Below are 19,449 nucleotides of genomic sequence, written 5' to 3'. Positions count from 1 at the left end.
ATTAGGTACTTGTTCACATGCTTTTTCAATGATTGTTTTACTTTTTTTTCATAACTTCAATTCTTATTTTGTGAACTCCGAAGTTAGAAGTTCTTTGGCATTCCCCGAAGGGCTTCCGACGAAGGAGGTTCGTTCAACAATCACTAAAACTTTCACGCAAAAAGCCATGTCACAATTTTTAGCCGCTGTACGTTATATGCCACTGCACTTTCAGAGCGGACATCTGCACTGTCGAGAAACAAATGGATTCTAAACTCTTAATTTCAATAATTGCCTTATCCATTTCAATAATCAGTTTGGCGTGGAACATCTTAAACTATTTGAAATCCCAACGTAAAAAGATAAAAATTGAGGCGCATAAAGTATCTGACAGTCTCATTGTTACAATAACCAATCGAAGTAAAAAGTCGTTGTTCATGAGGCGGTTCGCACTACTAGAAAAAAGTAAGAGCGAAACTAACAAGCTGCATCTCAACTCGACAACCAAAGAAGAGCTAGAAGCCACTCCTCTTAATCCGGAAGAATGGCGAACATTCATTTTCAAAGAAGGCCAATTTCTGAAACTAAAAGACGAACAGGGGCAACTAAAAAAAACGAAGCTTACCGTTTACGACTCAACAAAGAAAAAATACTCAACTGGGTGGTTCAAACAAAACAACTTCAAATAGAAATAGAGGCATATAACAGGCGCTATCGCTTATATGCCAACGTGCTTTCTGGCTGGTTTCAGTGCGAACATCACCGTGACCCTGCCTGTCCGGTAGGCAAGTCTGCCGCTGGGAAAAGGCAGTGCTTTCTACCGAGTGCAGCTCACAGGATTTTTCATCTTTCTAAGCGCAGTGCCACTTTGAACTGTTGTGAGCTTCGGCAGATTTCACTAGTTTAGTGCTATTCGTTATGTGGGTATACACCCGATAGCTAAAGATTATCAATAACCATAACATTAAAAATGAAAAACTACATTACCCTGATTCTTTTAATTTGCCTTTTGGTGGCATGTGCCGATCAAGAAAAAACTATAAACTTAGTGCCGGATGAAACCAGCACAGCTCCTAATTATTGGTGTACTTGGTATTGGCAAAATTACCTTATTAACAAAGGACAAGAAGTTACTAATCCAGACGCTAAAAACATTTTTTCTAATCCTGCTGCCAGAGAGGAAATGACTGAAGAAAATATGTTTGGTGATGGTGGTATGGCTACTACCATGTTGCCAAAAACAAGAAGTGATTACTATTTTGTAATCGATCATGGCTGGCAAGACAAAAGCATCCCTGAAAACACTTTCTTCACTCTGATCATGGATACACTGGATTTTCCTAAGTATGCTCATTTTGAACCAAAGGAAAGGATTAGGCAAATGAATATAGATATTAAGGCTTTAGGATGGAAAGGCCTGGGCTTATGGGTGAGGGGAAATCCATCTGAAGAAGAAATGAGAAAGTTTGTGGAATGGAGTAAGTACGCCGGGGTTGAATATTGGAAAATAGATGGAGGGGACACCAAACATTATTATGCTTCGAGGATAAAAGAGGAGATCTATCCGGAACTCACTTTGGAGCATATCACAGGAGCAGGGCCTGTCAATCCTAAGTGGGATATCCCGGGATTATCGCTCTACCCTTCGGTTTATAATATTGAAGAGGTGGTTTCACAGCAATTAGATGCTTCCCTGGAAAAAGCGAGTAAAAAAGTAGAAAAGTCTTTGGATGTGATAAAAAATACGGACGTTTTTCGAACGTATGATGCAGCACCATTATTGGTGAGTACTACCACCATGCAACGCATTCGTGATATTTTAATACAAACTACAGGAAATAGTGAGTACAGGGCATTTCTCAACATTCAGGATGATCCTAACATAGCTGCTGCATTGGGTTTGTTGGTGGCTGTAAAAAGGCACCCAATGAAAACACCAAGAATGTACAAAGGAAAAGATTTGCATCTTCAAATTGCCGGAGACCGACACGTTGATCAACGTCTGAATGAGATGGATCGATTGGTTTTGTGGCAAAGGATTGCTCCTCCAATGGAAGCAGGGTATGGCACCTTTTTCGCCTCAAAAAACAATCTGGTTGACAGCATTGTTTTTCAGGAAAGTGATACCTGGTTTAGGCCATCTCATGGAAAAATGGTAAGACAAAGTGCCCCGGCTATTATGTCTCGGAATACAGCACTCCCTGAAGTAAATTATAGGGAATTGGCACCTTATGTTATGGCTTCCAAATTTCCAAATGGTGCAGTTGCCATTGCAACCGAAGGCAGGGTACAACCCAACCAAAGTTGGATTTATCCCAAAGCGGATGTGATACTGAAAGAAGTGGAACTGAATAAACCGATTGGTGTATTTGGGCATTATGAATCTTTATCCTTACAGTTGATGCAAGACCTGCCGAATGGAGTAGTAATATATGCTCAGGATTTGTTGTCAAAGCAAGCAGCAGATATCACCAGTAAAGTTGCTATTCATGCCAACACCATAAAAATACCGGGGAATTTAATCGATGAAATAGGGACATCTTCGGGAGATACGGGAGATATTTCCGTGCCGGGAATGGTCTTAAAAATTTCAGTCAATTGAAATAATTGTATCATTCTCATTTGACTTAATTTCTGTATCTGATCCGTCTTTTATGATATAGTATCTTCTTATTTCCTTTCCTTATTTTTGGTAAATCTCAGTCATTGAACTTAGGATTCTTAATGATCTATAACTCTGGTACTAATATCCTTAAAAAATATGTGAAGTTTTACGCCTATCATCTGTACTTGCATTGGTTTTGATCGGTATGGATTTAGCTTCTTTTATATAGAGTCTAATTTGGAAGCTATGTCAATTATTGTATCTGTTGTGATTACGAGCCGTTTTTTAAAATTGGGTTCAGATTAATAAACATACTCCTCTACAATGACATTCGAGTTGTCATCGGTAAACAGAATGTTTAGCTTTCTTCCGGTCAGTTGTTTGATGATATAAGGAGGCAGTTGTTTGTTGTTTTCATCTGTTAAGAAAAGTGTATCGGTGGCTATCAGGTTGATGTTTTGAGAGAGGGACCAGGTAGCTTTCAAAAGTGTATCAGGTTCAACGTCGGAAGTACTGCACCCGGGTAATTCGCCTACGCTGTACAAAATAGAATCTGATTCGGTCACTTCAAAATACAAGAGGTTCTCTTGCTCACAGGCAGCCAATTCTTGTTTTGTGCCGTTTTCAGTTTTGGAAATGCGTATCCATGTTTTATTTTCATCACTGGACAAAAGCATAACGGCTTGAGTTTTGGTGAATTCTTTGGCTATGTCTCCTGTACCACAGGAGTATAGTGAGGTCAGCAGAATGAATAAAATGAGTAATTGAGTGTGTTTATTCATTCTGTTTATTGTTACCTTACTTTAGTTCCTTTCCTGTCAAACACGATATAGATGGGGTCTTCACCTTCGTAGGTTTCCAGCGCTTTTTCATCCATCAGGAAGACATTGGTTTCTTTTACAAAATCGTTGAATTTGATGGATATCGGTTCATTGGTGATTTTTGCGGCGGTAGCCCAATTAAGCTGACCTTGTTTGCTGCTATTGAATATTATAAAATTGTTTTTAGATTCGGGGACATTGCTGTAAAGGTATCCTGCCAGGTCACCTTCCGAAGTTGGAGCATAGGCACCATTTACACGCAACACTTCATCGTCATACTGAAAATTATCAAGATCGAAATTAACTTTCCATTTTATAATTCTGTCATTTCCTATTTTAGCCAGATATCCTTTGTCTTTTTCTCCGGTAAATTCCAAACCAAAAGCGTAAATATTAGCTGAATCATCCTCTGTGATCGATAGCGTATAAAATTTAGAAAGCTTCATGCTGGTGTATGTACTATCAGTTCTGGCAATCAGGTATATCGAGTCAGCAGCATCTTCACTCACCCCCCATTTGCTTTTTTCTGTCCAATAGGATTGTAGTTCTTCCCATTTCTTTTTTTCCTTGTCAAATTGGCTCTCAAGTCCCTTTCTGTATTTGATCAACCCAAACTCACCACCATAATTGGTTTCAATGAAGTTGGAATACTTCTTCGTTCCGTTGGTAGTGTAAGGTTCTACCAGAACGGATGTTTGTTTAGAGATTTCATCTATCAGGGTGTTTATCTTCCCGGTAATGCTGAGTTGGTAATTGACATCTGATTCATCAGCCAGTTTTGTATTTAGTTTTTTGTTTGTAATAAATTCAAATTGGGTGTGGTTGATGAGTATGTCCAGTAGTTTTTCGGGTAATGGATTTTCATCTACACTTCTAATTTGACTCTTCAATTTGGAGTCAATGGAGGTGGTTAATTCACCTTCACTTATTCCCCCTCCTGCTTTCACTAAATCATATTTTGCTTTTAATTCCTCGTAAGTTTGGTTCAGGTTGTCACGCATTCTGCTCACATCTATGCGAATCTTTTGTTGGACATCTTCGGCCCATGCCAGATAATCCCAAACTACAATATCATTTTGATAGAAATCCGCTTCGCTCATGCCGTCTTCGCCGAATTTTTTAATTTCAGTAAATTGAATTTCAGGGCTGTATCCTTTTCTTCCCAACTTGCTGACAGCATCTCTTACTGCATCTATAGCCGTTCTAATAGAGTCTGTGCGATTTATCATTCCTTGCAAAGCGTCTTTTTCCAACTCTGTTGCTTTCAGTAAAAAATCGTTCTGGCTCTCATATAAGGATGCAATAAGTCGGTATTGTTCGTTGGATAGTTTGTAATTTCTGTCTGCAATATTCAGGTTGGTACAAATGATTTTGGCATATTTACTTAAATCTTGCAACGCTGCTATTTTCTTTTCAAGATCGAGGGAAACATCCGAAAGTTTGATTCCGAAATCACCTGTTCTCAAATCTCTCCTGTAGAAACTTTGATAATATTCGTCGTTCTTTTTTAGCTCCTTATCATTGATCAGGGACTTGGCTTTGTTTAAAAAGAAAATGGCAGAATCGCTTTCCTGAAGCAGAGATGCAGAGTCAGCTATGATATGATACTGTTCTATTTTTTGTTCGAAATATAGCCCTTTTTGCAGGTGAGCGTTGGCATGATCTTCATTTTTGGAGTCTTTTAGAAAAGCATTGATTTGAGGAATGGCTGTATCATAATCTTTCTTTTCAATCAATTCGAAGATGTCTTTGTATTTCAGCTTTTGTGCCATGGAGTTTCCGGCTGCAATAAGCAATATGAACACAACTGATAGACCTATATTTTTCATAGTAATCAAAATTTAACCATTAGAGGTTTGAATTAAATTTTTAGCAGTTTTGGGATTTTAAAATTAAATAAATTTATCAACTTCCATTAAACTTTCCTTTAAGCATTCCCAATTTGCTCTGAAAATCACCGTCGGGAAGTTTTTCCTTTTTTTTCGGTTTTTCGAAACTTTTCCTCGGTGTTTTGCCAAATGGGTCTGCCTTAAGTGATAGTGAGATTCTTTTCTGTTCAATGTTTATGTCAGTGACTGTCACCATTACACTTTGCTGGAGTTTTACGATCTCAGCAGGATCGTTCACAAACTTATCAGCTATTTGGCTGACATGCACTAAGCCATCCTGGTGTACTCCTATATCAACAAATGCGCCAAATTTGGTAATGTTAGTTACGATACCAGGGATTTTCATGCCAATTTTCAGGTCAGTCATGTCATTTACTCCTTCTGCAAAACTGAAGGTTTCGAATTTTTCCCGTGGATCTCTTCCTGGTTTTGCCAGTTCGGATAAGATGTCTTTAAGGGTAGGAATACCAAATTCGCTGGTCACATATTTATTTAGGTCGATTTTTGTTCTGTAGCTGTCGTTTTTTACTAAATCTTCCATCTGACAATTTAGATCTTTCGCCATCAATTGCACTGTGTCGTATCTTTCAGGATGCACTGCGCTTCTGTCCAGCACATTTTTGCTTTCTCTTATTCTTAAAAAACCTGCTGCCTGTTCGAATGCTTTATCGCCAAGCCTGGGTACTTTCTTCAAAGCAGCCCTGTCTTTAAACGACCCATTTTCATTTCTGTAATTCACTATGTTTTCTGCCAGTTGTGGCCCAAGACCGGATACATAAGTAAGCAATTGCTTGCTGGCAGTGTTCAACTCTACACCAACCGCATTTACACAGCTTTCTACTATTTCATCGAGGTTGCGTTTGAGTAAAAGCTGATCTACATCGTGTTGATATTGCCCCACTCCAATGGATTTTGCATCAATTTTCACTAGTTCAGAGAGGGGATCCATCATTCTTCTTCCTATGGAAACAGATCCTCGAACGGTCAAATCTTCATTGGGAAATTCATCTCTGGCTACTTCTGAAGCTGAATATATGGATGCGCCGCTTTCGTTTACCATAGCTATGGTAATGGACGGGTCCAGATCCAATGAGCGCACAAATTGCTCAGATTCTCTGCCAGCAGTTCCATTGCCGATGGCAATCGCCTCTATGTTGAATTGTTTTATTAGATTTTTCAGTGTTTCACCAGCTTCCATCTTTCTGTTTTGTGGAGGGTGAGGGTAGATGGCATCAAATTTCTGTAATTGTCCTTGCCGGTCGAGGCAGACTACCTTGCAGCCGGTTCGGAATCCCGGATCTATTGCCATTACATTTTTTTGACCCAAAGCGGGAGACAGGAGCAGTTGTTTGAGGTTTTCTGCAAATACACGAATCGCTTCTTCGTCAGCTTTTAGCTTAGACTCCATTCGGGTTTCAGTTTCCATGGATGGTTTTAGCAGTCGTTTGTATGCATCTTTTGCAGCAATTTTCACCTGTTCAGCAGCGTCATTGCTGGCTTTCAATACTTTCTTTTCTATGCAGAAAATTGCTTCATCCTCATCAGGGCTTATGTCTAAAGACAGGATCATTTCTTTTTCTCCACGCCTCATTGCCAGCAAGCGATGTGAAGGCACACTCTTAATGGGCTCTGATAGGTCAAAGTAGTCTTTGTATTTTTGTCCATCAGTTTCTTTGCCTTTCATCACCTTAGATGTCAGTATCCCTTTCTGCAAAAATAAATTCCTTAATTCTGCCCGTATTTCAGCATTTTCATTGATCCATTCTGCTACAATGTCTCGTGCACCTTGTAGTGCTTCATCTACAGAGTTTACTTCTTTTTCAGTGCCTATGAATTTTTCAGCCAGGGCAATAATGTCAATGTTTCTTTGTTTAAACAGGTCTTTTGCCAGTGGTTCAAGTCCTTTTTCTTTGGCAATTGACCCTTTGGTTTTTCGTTTTGGCTTATAGGGAAGATAAACGTCTTCTAATGCAGCCAATGTAGAAGTGGTATCAATTTTTGCTCTGAGTTCATCGGTGAGTTTTCCCTGCTCATCTATAGACTTGAGTATAGCTTCTTTTCTTTTGTCAAATTCAATGAGTTTTTCCAGGCGTTCTTTTATGTAAGAAATTGCTACTTCATCAAGATTACCTGTTCTTTCTTTTCGATACCTTGAAATAAATGGAACAGTACCTCCTTCTTCCAATAATTCTATTACAGCTTTAACTTGTTGCTCCCTGATGTTTTTTTCTCCTGCAATTATTGCTGCGTACTTTGAACTCATACAGATTTGTTTAGTGTCTTTTGATATTGTTTTTTTATGCGGGCACCAAAATTAATACTTTGATGGAATTAATTTCATTCTGATTTTGTATTTTGAATAGAAAATGAATTTAACGTTCAGGTAACGATGGTAAAGAAAATAAAAAGGGAAGTTATAGAATGGGTAGTGTTGATTGGAGTAGTTCTGACACTATACTTCACAGGCCTTCATACAGAAGTGATAGGTATGATACAACGGGTTGTACTGGCTCCCGGGCTGATCAAGCCTGAGGTGATTCCTGCTAGTGAACAGCAAGATGCCTCTTATCAATTCAACTTGGTAGATGTAGATGGGAATACTGTTTCGTTCGAAAAGTTCAGAGGTAAAACTATATTTATTAACCTTTGGGCAACATGGTGTCCTCCATGCGTGGCAGAGATGCCGGATATTAATAGTTTGTATGGTAAAATCGATTCCGATGAAATTGCTTTTGTGATGATCTCCAGAGATCAGGATTTTGATAAGGCCATTCAGTTTGCAGCAAAAAAAGCCTACGACTTTCCTATTTATAGTGAGGCTTCACTATTGCCTTCTGTATTTCAAACCAACTCCATTCCTACAACCTTTGTGATTTCTCCTCAGGGAAAAATCGTAGTGAAGAAATCAGGAATGGCTTCTTATGACAGTGAAGAGTTTAGAGATTTTCTCAATGGACTTTAATTCATAATAATTAAAGGTCTATAGGGTCGTAAAACTTTTTTAGCGAACAGGAATTTTGAGAGATTTCCTGCCATGAGCCTGTAGATGACTTCAGATATAGTACTCCACAAGGAGGCATGTTGCCTGTAGGATCTCCTGTAAGTGATTCTCCAAGGTAGCTGATAGAAGGGTTATGGGCTATTACAAAAAGTGTTTTATGTTGATCTGCTACTTTGTTGATGGTACTGAGCATGAGTCTTACGGACGATTCGTAGAGGTCTTCAGTAAATATTACTTTTTCGAAATCATAATTCAACTGTTCGCAAAGATAACGAGTGGTTTCTCTGGTTCTTTCGGCTGTGCTGGATAATACCAGATCAGGTGTATGTCCTTCTTCGGATAGTAACTTTCCCATTCTCATTGCGTCCCGGCAACCCTCATTCGTGAGTATTCTGTCAATGTCTTTAATATCTGATTGCATGCCTTCAGCTTGTGCATGTCTGATTAAAAATAATTGCTTTGACATAGTAATTATCAGGAGTGATTGATCAGTAATTTATGGGATTTTAAAAAATTGTTTTTGCTTTAATAGTTTTTTTTTATGGATATTTGGCACTTTCATTCAATACAACAACAAATTCATGTCGCATAATTTAGTAATAGTAGAGTCACCGGCTAAGGCCAAAACCATAGAGGGGTATCTGGGAAAGGAGTACAAAGTGATGTCTAGTTACGGGCATGTACGAGACTTACCCAAGGGTAATAATGCCATAGATATTGAGAATGGATTTTTACCCACTTACGAGGTTTCTAAAGATAAAAAGGAAGTCATTAACCAACTGAAAAAGGAAGTGAAGATATCTGACATGGTCTATCTGGCTAGTGATGATGACCGTGAGGGAGAAGCCATTTCCTGGCACCTAAAAGAAGCTTTGAAGCTAAAAGATGATAAAACCAGACGCATCGTTTTTCATGAAATAACTCAAAATGCGATAGCCAAAGCTATTGCCAATCCCAGAGGAATAGATGTCGATTTGGTAAATGCCCAGCAGGCAAGACGAGTGCTGGACAGGTTGGTTGGTTTTGAGTTGTCTCCTATTTTATGGAAAAAAATAAAGACAGGGCTTTCTGCGGGAAGAGTACAATCAGTAGCAGTGAGGTTTGTCGTAGAGCGGGAACGTGAGATAGATCAATTTAAGAGTACTTCCTCTTTTAAAATTACTGCAGATTTTTTATTGGATGGAGGGAAGGTGCTTACCGCTGAACTTCCAAGGAAGTTGCAGACTTTGGAAGAAGCCAATGATTTTCTTCAAAAGTGTATAGGGGCTGATTATTCAATTAAAAATCTGGAAAAGAAGCCAGCAAAGAAAACTCCGGCACCTCCATTTACCACTTCCACACTTCAGCAGGAGGCCAGTAGGAAATTGGGATTCCCCGTAGGCATGACTATGAGTGTGGCTCAGAAGTTGTATGAAGCAGGAAAGATTTCTTATATGAGAACGGATTCTTTGAATCTGTCAGAAGAAGCCCTGGCCGGAGCTAAACAAGCTATAGAAAGCAATTACGGGAAAGAATTTTCTAAAACCAGAGTTTTTAAAACAAAAAATCAATCTGCTCAGGAAGCTCATGAAGCTATTCGTCCAACGAATTTCAATGTGAGTACAGCGGGAAAAGACGATAGAGAAAATAAATTGTATGATCTCATTTGGAAACGAGCCATTGCTTCCCAAATGTCTGATGCACAAATAGAAAAAACGGTAGCCACTATAGATATTTCTACTCAGGATGACAATCTGGTAGCAACAGGGGAAGTAGTGAAATTCGAAGGGTTTCTTAAGGTCTATACCGAATCTACAGATGATGATACTGTTGAGAACGAGCAAAAGGGGATGTTGCCTCCTATCAGTGTAGGACAAGAATTGAATTTGAATGAAATGAAAGCCAAAGAGGGCTTTTCAAGGCATCCTGCAAGATACACGGAAGCCAGTCTGGTGAAGAAATTGGAGGAAATGGGAATTGGAAGACCTTCTACTTATGCTCCTACTATTTCTACCATTCAGAAGCGTGACTATGTGGTGAAAGAATCTCGTGATGGGTATGAAAGAACTTACAAGGAAGTAGTGCTCAGGGAGGGTAAGGTAGTTGTACTGGACAAGAAAGAAAATACAGGAGCAGAAAAGAACAAGCTTTTCCCAACGAATATTGCCATGGTGGTAAATGATTTTTTGGTGGAGCATTTTACTACAGTTACGGATTATTCTTTTACAGCCAATGTTGAGAAAGAATTTGATGAAATAGCAAGTGGAAAAAAAGAGTGGGGGAAGATGATTGAATCTTTCTATACAGGTTTTCATAAAAAAGTAGAATCAACAGAAACACTTGAGAGATCAGAAGTAGGGCAACAAAGAAACCTGGGGAATCATCCAGAATCAGGCAAACCAATGATTGCACGTTTGGGCAGGTTTGGTGCTATGGTTCAAATTGGTGAGTTCAGTGAAGAAGAGGGGGCGGAGAAGCCTCAGTATGCCAGTCTGAAAAAGGGACAGTTTCTCGAAAATATCACCCTTGAAGATGCACTTGAACTATTTAAATTACCACGTCAATTAGGAGAATATGAAGAGAAAGTAGTGGTTGCAGCTATTGGCAGGTTTGGTCCTTATATCCGTCATGACGGCAAGTTTGTGTCTATACCGAAAGACAAAGACCCGCTGGAGATTACCTACGACGAAGCGGTAGAATTGATAGAAGCCAAGCGTAAATCAGATGCTGAGAAATTTATCAAGGGATTTGATGAAAACCCGGAAGTGCAGGTACTGAATGGACGCTGGGGGCCTTACATTAAGTTTGAAAAGAAAAATGTAAAAATCCCGAAAGACAAGGAACCTGGAGAACTTACTTATAAGGAATGCTTTGAACTGGCTGAGAAAACTCCGGATAAGAAAAGGGGGAGAAAGAGGTAGTATTTACATTTTTCAGCGTTTTTCACTTTAATTCTTTTTCAAGTAAAAGTTATCCACATCCATTGTGGACAATTTCCTATTAAGATAATCGGGTTTGATAAGTTGAGGTTTATATATTTGTAACTCACCTCAGTTTTAGGAGAGATGAACCACCGCAGAATTTGTAACAACAAATAGATAATGGGTAAGATAATATCAATAGCAAACCAAAAAGGAGGAGTTGGCAAAACAACTACAGCTATCAATCTGGCAGCTAGTTTGGCTGCTCTGGAGTACAAAACGCTAATTGTAGATGCCGATCCACAGGCAAATGCGACATCTGGTGTAGGAGAAGATCCAAAACAGGTGAAAGCTGGTATTTACGAATGCATGGTTGATGGCGTAGATCCTTACGACTGTATTATCAAGACTGATATTAGTTACCTCGATTTGTTGCCCTCTCATATAGATTTGGTTGGTGCTGAAGTGGAGTTGGTTGATTACGACGAGAGAGAAACCAAAATGAAAACGGTTTTGCACGAACTGCAAAAGGACTATGATTTTGTTATTATAGATTGTTCTCCGTCTTTGGGATTGATCACAGTCAACGCATTGACCGCTTCAGATTCTATTATTGTTCCTGTTCAATGTGAGTATTTTGCCTTGGAAGGTTTAGGGAAACTGTTGAACACAATTAAAATTATTCAGTCAAGATTAAATCCTGATCTGGAAATAGAAGGAATTTTACTTACCATGTATGATGTAAGGTTGAGGTTATCAAACCAGGTGGTGGATGAAGTGACTACTCACTTTAAATCGATGGTTTTTGATACATTGATTCCCCGAAATATTAAATTGAGTGAAGCACCAAGTTTTGGTCTGCCAGCTATTGTGCACGATGCTGAGAGCAAAGGAGCAATAAGCTATTTAAACCTTGCAAAAGAAATAGCAATAAAAAACGAAGCACTATTTGTATAAAGTAGTCTTAGAATCTTAGTTGCTGTTCAATTATAAATAATAGAATCATGAGTGAAAATAAACCCAAAAGAAGGAATGCGCTTGGAAGAGGACTTGGAGCTTTGCTTGATGATTCTCCTAATGAAAAACCAGTAAGGTCTCTCAGAGAAAGAACAGGAGGAGTAGGGAATATTTCTGAAGTTTCACTGGATCAGATTGAGGTCAATCCATTTCAACCCAGAACCCATTTTGATAAGGAGGCTCTGGAAGAGCTTTCAGAATCTATTAAAGTTCAGGGGATTATTCAGCCGATTACTGTTCGGAAACTTAACAACAATTCTTACCAGTTAATTTCCGGTGAGAGAAGGTTTCAGGCCTCTAAACTGGCAAACCTTGACAAAATCCCGGCCTATATACGTGAAGCCGATGATCAGCAAATGCTGGAAATGGCTCTGATTGAAAACATTCAACGGCAAGACCTGAACGCTATGGAAGTGGCGTTGAGTTACAAAAGATTGTTGGCAGAGTGTGACCTCAAGCAGGAGCAATTGGGTGAAAGGGTTGGTAAGAACAGAACTACTGTCAATAACTATTTGAGGCTGTTAAAGTTGCCGCCAGATATTCAGATTGCAGTAAGAGATGGTAGATTGTCGATGGGGCATGCCAGGGCATTGATCAATATAGAAGATGCTGCATTGCAATTGAATATTTTCAAGAAAATATTGACAGAAGAATTGTCCGTAAGGAAAGTGGAAGCTCTGGTGAAACAAGCTGCTTTCCCTGAAGAAAAAGAGAAATCTGAAGGCACAGTTTCCGCAGAAAGGAATAGAGAAATAAGCCACTGGCAGGATAAACTTTGCTCTCATTTCGGGACAAAAATAAAAATTACTCCGAAAGATGATGAAAAAGGCGAAATCAAAATACCATATACTTCCGTATCTGAGTTAAACAGATTATTGGAAATTATTGATCCTAAATAGGAATGCGCTTTGTAAGCTTACTTTTATTCTCTTTTATAGCATTATCTACTCATCATTCTGTAGCACAGAGGTTACTATTGTCAGATTCTTCAATTACAAAGTCAGATGCAATAGAGACTTTTACCACTGTCTCCACGTTGGATCCGAATAAAGCATCGTTGTATGCTGCAGTTTTCCCCGGGCTTGGCCAGATTTACAACCGACAGTATTGGAAATTGCCGATTGTGTATGGTGGACTGATGCTATTTGGCCATTATATCAACAACAGGCATGTGCTGTACAATGCATTTCGAAATGCTTACCTGGCGGAAACTGACGGAAATGAAAATACCGTAAATCCATTTGGTGGAAGGTTTGGTTCTGCAACTACTCTGGAACGAAATGCCGAACAACTGAGAAGAGATCGGGATTATTTGATGGTTTTGGGAACATTATATTACCTATTGAGTATAGTAGATGCACACATTGCTGCTCATTTGAGTGAGTTTGATGTAAATGATGACCTCTCTTTCGAGGTGCGGCCGGCTATGTATATGGGCAATCGTTATACCGCACAGAATATAGGAGTGTCGCTGGTATTTAATTTAAGTAAGTAAAGTATTGCAATATTATTTTTTGAAAAAGATATGAGAATAGCATTGGTAGGATATGGGAAAATGGGGCAGTTGATAGAAAAACTGGCGATTGAAAGAGGAAACACCATATCCAAAGTTATAGATCTGAATAATTCAAGTGAAATTACGGAGATCACTCCGGATACTACAGATGTAGTGATTGAATTTACCTCTCCGGAATCTGCTTTTAACAACATTATGTCTGTGCTGAAACAGAAAGTCCCGGTTGTATCCGGGAGTACCGGTTGGTTGGATAAAATGCCCGAAGTAGAAAAGTATTGTAAAGAAAATAGCGGCACATTTTTCTATGCTTCTAACTATAGTCTTGGAGTGAATATTTTCTTCAAAGTCAATAAGTACCTTGCGGAATTGATGGCAGGCAAAGGATACAAAGTGTCAGTAGAAGACATACATCATATTCATAAACTGGATGCTCCAAGTGGTACCGGAATTACCATTGCTGAAGGTATAATTGAAAAGAATAAAGATTTAAGTAGCTGGAAAGAGGGAGAGGCCAGCGATTCTTCCGTTTTGAGCATTTATTCAAAAAGGGAAGGGGAAGTGCCGGGCACTCATAGTGTCAATTACACATCTGAAATTGATGACATCAGGATTACTCACGAAGCGCATACCCGCAAAGGATTTGCCATGGGAGCAGTAATGGTCGCTGAATGGCTTTCTGACAAAAAGGGAGTGTTCAACATGGATGATTACTTAAATTTCAGTCTTTAAGGAATAGTTATATATTTGCCGAAAAAAAATTAGTATGGGTTTCGAATTTTTCAAGAAGAAAGAAGACGTTAAGAAAGGACCGGTAAGAGAATGGGTTGACGCCATAGTTTTTGCTGTGATAGCAGCTACATTGATTAGATGGGCATTTATGGAAGCCTTTACCATTCCTACCCCCTCTATGGAAAACTCTCTACTGGTAGGAGATTTTCTTTTTGTAAGTAAAATCAATTACGGGCCAAGAACTCCCAAAACTCCTTTGCAAATTCCGCTGACTCATGCTAAAATATGGGGAACAGATGCACCTTCTTATTCTGATGCTATTCAACTGCCTCAGTTTCGCTTTCCGGGATTTGGAAGCGTGGAAAGAAACGATGTGGTAGTATTCAATTACCCTCCTGAATTTGAACATCCTGTTGATTTGAAAACACATTATATCAAAAGATGTGTCGCTATTTCCGGTGATACACTGGAGGTGAGGGATTCTCAGGTATATATCAACGGTGAGAAAGGAGAAAATCCTGAAAACATGCAGTTTGGTTACCAAATAGCAACAGATCAGGCCATCAATGAGCGAGTATTTAAGAAAAATGGTGTTTGGGATGTACGTGAAGTCAACGGAGGATATTTTGTACATGCCAGACCTGAAGATGCTAAGAAATTTGAGTCACTTGATTTTGTAAAAGAAGTGGTGAGATTCAAAGAGCCCGAATCTTACATTAACCATCGAATCTTTCCTGATGCAACTATGTTTCCCTGGAACGCTGACTTTTTTGGTCCGTTGGTGATCCCTGCAGAGGGTATGACTATCAAGATTGATTCATTGACCCTGGCTAAGTATGGTTCTACCATCCGAGACTATGAAGGACTGGAAAATGTAAGTACAGCAGATGGTAAACTTGTTATTGATGGCAAAGAACTAAATGAATATACTTTTCAGCAGAACTACTATTTCATGATGGGAGACAACAGACACAATTCTGAAGATTCCCGGTTTTGGGGATTCGTACCTGAAGACCATGTAGTAGGTGAGGCTTCCTTCATCTGGCTTTCAATAGACCCTAACGAAAGTTTCTTGGGCAAAATAAGATGGAGCAGGTTGTTCAATGGTATCGATTAATCAAAAAGCTTTTACCCGGCTCTTTGTTCTTTCAGTTTCAATTCTTCTTCAGCTATGATCTCCTGTATTTCACTGAAGAGCCTATCCAGTGAGCTAAAATCAAAATTGTCTGTTTGCTGGATGCTGTCAATGACAGAATAAATGTGCTTGATCAGTACTTTCTCGTCATCGATGTTCTTTTTCTTCATAAAACTCATCGAATTGTACAAGTGGTCAATTACGATTTTAAGTGAGTGAACAGCTTTGATTTCATGATCATGCCTTAGCTCATCTTCAGAGATTTTTAGATATGTGTAGGCCAGGCTGTTGATTCCTTTTGCAAAAACCAGATTCAATTCATCCACATTGAGCTCATGATTTTGTATATGATTTTCCAGAAGCTGAAGATCCTCGATGGATTTTTCTATAAGGTCTCGGGAGACATTGTCTGAAAAAACTTCAATGTCTTCCATCTCCATTATTGCAATATCTATTTCTTTGAGACATTCATTAATGGCATGATTGTTTGCAGCTTTTTTTGCTATATTCAAATGTTTGTCCGGAGCAGTAGCGAACCAGTCTTCAAGTTTATTATTTATTACATTTTGGTTAAAGTAATAAATAATCCCAATCAATGCTATAACTACTACAGTTCGTACTAATGATGCCATTCCCTTCATGTTGTCGTTTTTTTGTGCAAGAATAAATACTTAAAGCTAATGCATTTTGAAAATTATTTCCAATTAATGGTTGGTAGGTTTTTCGAAAGCAGGAAATCATTTGTTTTACTAAAATGTTTGTTCCCTGAAAATCCCCTGTGCACAGAAAAGGGAGACGGATGAGCTGATTCTAATACCAGATGTTTCGACCTGTCTATTATCGCTCCTTTTTTTTGAGCGTAAGAACCCCAAAGTAAGAACACCACGTTTTGTTTTTCATCGGAGATGCTTTTTATCACTGCGTCTGTAAATTCCTCCCATCCTTTATTTTGGTGGGATCCCGGTTGTTTGGCCCGCACAGTCAGAGTAGCATTGAGTAGCAGTACTCCCTGCTGTGCCCAATGTTCCAGGTTGCCGTTTGCAGGGATGGGGATGTTGAGGTCTTCTTTTATTTCTTTGAAAATATTTACCAGTGATGGTGGAGGGGTGACCTCTTCATTGACTGAAAAGCATAATCCATGAGCTTGTCTCTCTCCGTGGTAAGGATCTTGTCCTATAATCACAACCCTGGTGTTGTGAAAAGAACAAAGATTGAATGCATTAAAAATATCTTTAGCTGGAGGATAAATTTTATAATTTTGGTACTCAGACTTTATGAATTCAACCAATTGTTCAAAATATTCTTTACTAAATTCATTCTTTAACTTTTCTTTCCAACTTTCTTCAATTTTTACTTCCATAGAGTTTTTTATATCAAAATAAAATGACGTAATTAGACATCTAAATTAAATCGAAATTAATTCATTTAATTATTTCTTTCTTAAAAGAATTTATGGTTTCAGAAATAACCAAAGGAGTTAAAGTGACAGTTGAGACAGAGTACCAACCGGAGTATTCTAGTCCCAGACAATTTCATTATGTATTCACGTATAAGGTAACTATTGTCAACCAAAGTGATCACACAATTAAACTGTTGAGGAGGCACTGGTACATCAATGATGCCGGATATATCTCACACGAGGTGGAAGGAGAAGGTGTGGTTGGCCAGCAGCCGATTTTGGAATCAGGGCATGATCATCAGTATATATCGGGTTGTAACCTGAAGTCTGGTATAGGAAAAATGTCTGGTACTTACCTAATGGAAAGAATTTTGGACGGCAAAACCTTTGAAGTGTCCATTCCGGAATTTACCATGATTACACTAGAGCGGCTGAATTAAATTTCCACAGGAATTTGTCTGTTGTGCTTTCTGCTCAGAAACTGTTTCAAATTAAAAGCTATTTCTATTACTGGCTACAGTCAATGGATGATCATTCATTGCACTCACCTTTTATTTTTGGCTTTTATAGAGATGTGGTAAAATCGGATTGTTCTATCCCCGGATTTTCCGGAATAGAAAAAGTAAGAGATAATTTGCTTAACAACACCAAAGAAATCAATGTACTTGATTTAGGTGCAGGTTCTTCAGCAACGCCTAACACAAGAAGAAAGATTTCTGATATTGCGAGATATGCATTGGCTCCTGCTAAAAACTCCAGGCTGTATTATAGAATTATTGAAAGTATAGGTGCGGAGACTGTTTTGGAATTAGGAACATCTCTGGGTATAAACACAATGTACCTTGCTGCACCTTCTTGTGTTAAGAAGCTGGTTACTATAGAAGGATGCCCGGAAACAGCCAGTATTGCTAAATCCAATTTTAGTGGTTTTAGCAATTCCAACATACAGTTAATTAATGAACCTATTGATCAGGCGTTGGCCTCAATATTTAATCGAGTCAATACATTGAATCTTATTCTTTTTGATGCCAATCATACCTATGAGGCTACCATGCGGTATTATCATCAATGTAAACACCATATCAATGAACAATCTGTTTTGATTTTTGACGATATTCATTGGTCAAAAGAGATGACAAAGGCTTGGGAAGAGATTAAACTGGAAATTGAAGTTACACTAACAATTGACCTGTTTGATATGGGGATTGTTTTCTTTAAAAAGGAATTAGAGAAAGAGGATTACGTATTAAATTGGTGATATTCCAAGTGTATTTTTTGTGTGTAGTGAGAAAATGTTAATCATTCTCTCCAAATTCCCACTACTTCTTTAATTTCTTGGTAAAGTGTAATTAAAGCCTAATTTTGCAGTTTTAAAGGAAAATAGAATTAATGGAAGAAATACAGGGAGCAAACAATGCGGGACAAGAAGCTCCAAAAAAGAACATCCTGGTAGCCGTTTTAATCATATTCATAGTAGTCATCGGAGGAGGGCTTGTCTATAAATTCATTGAGAACATGGATTTGGAAGAAGAAAAGGCCAAAACGGAAAAACAACTCGACGAAGCATACTATAGTCTGGATTCTATTGGAGGAGAGTTGGATAAAAAAATTCTTGAAATATCTCAGCTCGGTGGAGAAATTGATACTCTGGTAAAAATCAGAGAGCAGTTGGAAGAAGAAAAACAACAGTTTAGAACAAGAGCATACAGACAGATAGCCGGATTAAAAGATAAAGTGGATGGCTATCAGCAATTACTGCTAAATCAGGATGAAGAAATAAAAAAGCTCAAGCTGATCAATGAGCAGCTGAATGAAGAAAATGTGGTGCTGAAAACGGAGAAGAATGAGTTAAATGCATCTTTGCGAAATCTTGAAAGTAACAAAACTGAGCTTGAAGAGAAAATTGCGGTAGCTTCAAGATTGAAGATTGAAGGAATGAAAATATTGGCTGTATCTGATAAGGGAAGAGAAAGGGAAGGTGAATTCAGAAATCGTCACGTGGATCATTTAAAAATACAATTTGACATAAATGAAAACAAAGTAGCACCAATCGAAGGAAAAGATATTATGATCAAAATAACCGATCCGGATGGCAATGTGCTTTTTGATGTAGCTTCAGGCTCAGGATCATTTATGTTTGAGGGAAGAGAGATATTTTATACGGCAAAGCAGGAGATACTCTACGACAGAACTAAGCAAAGCCTTACTTTTTTATATAGTAAGGGAAGTGATTATGCCATTGGCAAACATCAGATTGATGTATATACTGATGACTACAAAATGGGATCAGAGACGTTTGTGATTAAATAGAGTCTGTCTATAAAGTACGATCCACGCTTTACTAAGCTTTTAAAGATTGGTAAAACTGTTAAAACAGTAAGCTTTAAGAATCCTGAAAGGCTTCTTAAAGCACATTATAGACAGACTTTAAATAGTCTTTGCCAGGCAAGTAAAAATA

19 protein-coding genes are annotated in these 19,449 nt (G+C 38.5%); 13 read left to right on the top strand and 6 right to left on the bottom strand.

Annotation, left to right across the window (positions count from 1 at the left end):
• From AAOP42_RS23705 to AAOP42_RS23695, 3 genes are all read left to right on the top strand, one after another.
• Window positions 1-253, top strand: a 253-nt coding sequence (locus AAOP42_RS23705) for a hypothetical protein (protein ID WP_349531089.1), incomplete at its 5' end; no start/stop codon positions are given.
• A gap of 163 nt (window positions 254-416) precedes the next feature.
• Window positions 417-668: a hypothetical protein gene (locus AAOP42_RS23700; protein WP_349531088.1), complete on the top strand. Its 252-nt coding sequence runs from the start codon at window positions 417-419 to the stop codon at window positions 666-668.
• Window positions 669-949: 281 nt separating this feature from the next.
• Window positions 950-2,581, top strand: coding sequence for a hypothetical protein (locus AAOP42_RS23695; protein ID WP_349531087.1), 1,632 nt, complete (start codon window positions 950-952; stop codon window positions 2,579-2,581).
• 305 nt (window positions 2,582-2,886) lie between these two features.
• On the opposite strand, the gene AAOP42_RS23690 is transcribed toward AAOP42_RS23695, so the two are convergent.
• The 3 genes from AAOP42_RS23690 to AAOP42_RS23680 all read right to left on the bottom strand — a co-directional run bounded on the left by AAOP42_RS23690 (window position 2,887) and on the right by AAOP42_RS23680 (window position 7,557).
• Window positions 2,887-3,366, bottom strand: a complete 480-nt coding sequence (locus tag AAOP42_RS23690; RefSeq protein ID WP_349531086.1) for a hypothetical protein — start codon at window positions 3,364-3,366, stop codon at window positions 2,887-2,889.
• A gap of 11 nt (window positions 3,367-3,377) precedes the next feature.
• The gene (locus AAOP42_RS23685) at window positions 3,378-5,234 is read right to left on the bottom strand and encodes a hypothetical protein (RefSeq protein ID WP_349531085.1); all 1,857 of its coding nucleotides are present in this window, start codon (window positions 5,232-5,234) and stop codon (window positions 3,378-3,380) included.
• A gap of 76 nt (window positions 5,235-5,310) precedes the next feature.
• Window positions 5,311-7,557 carry a Tex family protein gene (locus AAOP42_RS23680; RefSeq protein ID WP_349531084.1) on the bottom strand — a complete coding sequence of 749 codons (2,247 nt, stop codon included), beginning with the start codon at window positions 7,555-7,557 and terminating at the stop codon, window positions 5,311-5,313.
• Window positions 7,558-7,683: 126 nt separating this feature from the next.
• Between AAOP42_RS23680 and AAOP42_RS23675 the strand changes: the two genes are divergently transcribed.
• The gene (locus AAOP42_RS23675; protein WP_349531083.1) at window positions 7,684-8,256 is read left to right on the top strand and encodes a TlpA family protein disulfide reductase; all 573 of its coding nucleotides are present in this window, start codon (window positions 7,684-7,686) and stop codon (window positions 8,254-8,256) included.
• A gap of 10 nt (window positions 8,257-8,266) precedes the next feature.
• Here the strand turns inward: AAOP42_RS23675 and AAOP42_RS23670 are convergent, their stop codons facing one another.
• Window positions 8,267-8,761, bottom strand: a complete 495-nt coding sequence (locus AAOP42_RS23670; RefSeq protein ID WP_349531082.1) for a SixA phosphatase family protein — start codon at window positions 8,759-8,761, stop codon at window positions 8,267-8,269.
• 115 nt (window positions 8,762-8,876) lie between these two features.
• On the opposite strand from AAOP42_RS23670, the gene topA reads away from it, so the two are divergent.
• The 6 genes from topA (at window position 8,877) to lepB (ending at window position 15,574) form a co-directional block, all read left to right on the top strand.
• Window positions 8,877-11,195 carry a type I DNA topoisomerase gene (gene topA / locus AAOP42_RS23665; protein WP_349531081.1) on the top strand — a complete coding sequence of 773 codons (2,319 nt, stop codon included), beginning with the start codon at window positions 8,877-8,879 and terminating at the stop codon, window positions 11,193-11,195.
• Between the two features lie 180 nt (window positions 11,196-11,375).
• Window positions 11,376-12,152, top strand: a complete 777-nt coding sequence (locus tag AAOP42_RS23660; RefSeq protein WP_349531080.1) for a ParA family protein — start codon at window positions 11,376-11,378, stop codon at window positions 12,150-12,152.
• Window positions 12,153-12,199: 47 nt separating this feature from the next.
• A complete protein-coding gene (locus AAOP42_RS23655) occupies window positions 12,200-13,111 on the top strand; it encodes a ParB/RepB/Spo0J family partition protein (protein WP_349531079.1) in 912 nt (303 codons plus the stop codon).
• A 2-nt stretch (window positions 13,112-13,113) separates the two neighbouring features.
• Window positions 13,114-13,707, top strand: coding sequence for a DUF5683 domain-containing protein (locus AAOP42_RS23650; protein ID WP_349531078.1), 594 nt, complete (start codon window positions 13,114-13,116; stop codon window positions 13,705-13,707).
• Window positions 13,708-13,737: 30 nt separating this feature from the next.
• Window positions 13,738-14,457 (top strand): 4-hydroxy-tetrahydrodipicolinate reductase, encoded by a 720-nt coding sequence (dapB, locus tag AAOP42_RS23645; RefSeq protein ID WP_349531077.1) that lies wholly within the window; start codon window positions 13,738-13,740, stop codon window positions 14,455-14,457.
• A 34-nt stretch (window positions 14,458-14,491) separates the two neighbouring features.
• Window positions 14,492-15,574, top strand: coding sequence for a signal peptidase I (lepB, locus tag AAOP42_RS23640; protein WP_349531076.1), 1,083 nt, complete (start codon window positions 14,492-14,494; stop codon window positions 15,572-15,574).
• An 11-nt stretch (window positions 15,575-15,585) separates the two neighbouring features.
• Here the strand turns inward: lepB and AAOP42_RS23635 are convergent, their stop codons facing one another.
• A complete protein-coding gene (locus AAOP42_RS23635; RefSeq protein WP_349531075.1) occupies window positions 15,586-16,224 on the bottom strand; it encodes a hypothetical protein in 639 nt (212 codons plus the stop codon).
• Between the two features lie 62 nt (window positions 16,225-16,286).
• Entirely contained in the window at window positions 16,287-16,952 is a 666-nt protein-coding gene (gene ung / locus AAOP42_RS23630) for a uracil-DNA glycosylase (RefSeq protein ID WP_349531073.1), read from the bottom strand.
• A gap of 92 nt (window positions 16,953-17,044) precedes the next feature.
• On the opposite strand from ung, the gene apaG reads away from it, so the two are divergent.
• The 3 genes from apaG to AAOP42_RS23615 all read left to right on the top strand — a co-directional run bounded on the left by apaG (window position 17,045) and on the right by AAOP42_RS23615 (window position 19,301).
• Entirely contained in the window at window positions 17,045-17,431 is a 387-nt protein-coding gene (apaG, locus tag AAOP42_RS23625; RefSeq protein WP_349531072.1) for a Co2+/Mg2+ efflux facilitator ApaG/CorD, read from the top strand.
• 83 nt (window positions 17,432-17,514) lie between these two features.
• Entirely contained in the window at window positions 17,515-18,249 is a 735-nt protein-coding gene (locus AAOP42_RS23620) for an O-methyltransferase (RefSeq protein WP_349531071.1), read from the top strand.
• Between the two features lie 131 nt (window positions 18,250-18,380).
• Window positions 18,381-19,301 (top strand): coiled-coil domain-containing protein, encoded by a 921-nt coding sequence (locus tag AAOP42_RS23615; protein ID WP_349531070.1) that lies wholly within the window; start codon window positions 18,381-18,383, stop codon window positions 19,299-19,301.
• The last annotated feature ends 148 nt before the right edge of the window (window positions 19,302-19,449 follow it).

The organism is Reichenbachiella sp. MALMAid0571 (assembly GCF_040151475.1).
Classification (GTDB): domain Bacteria; phylum Bacteroidota; class Bacteroidia; order Cytophagales; family Cyclobacteriaceae; genus CAXBNB01.
Note: the sequence above shows the minus strand (reverse complement) of the source record. Positions and strands in the feature narration are given on the sequence as shown.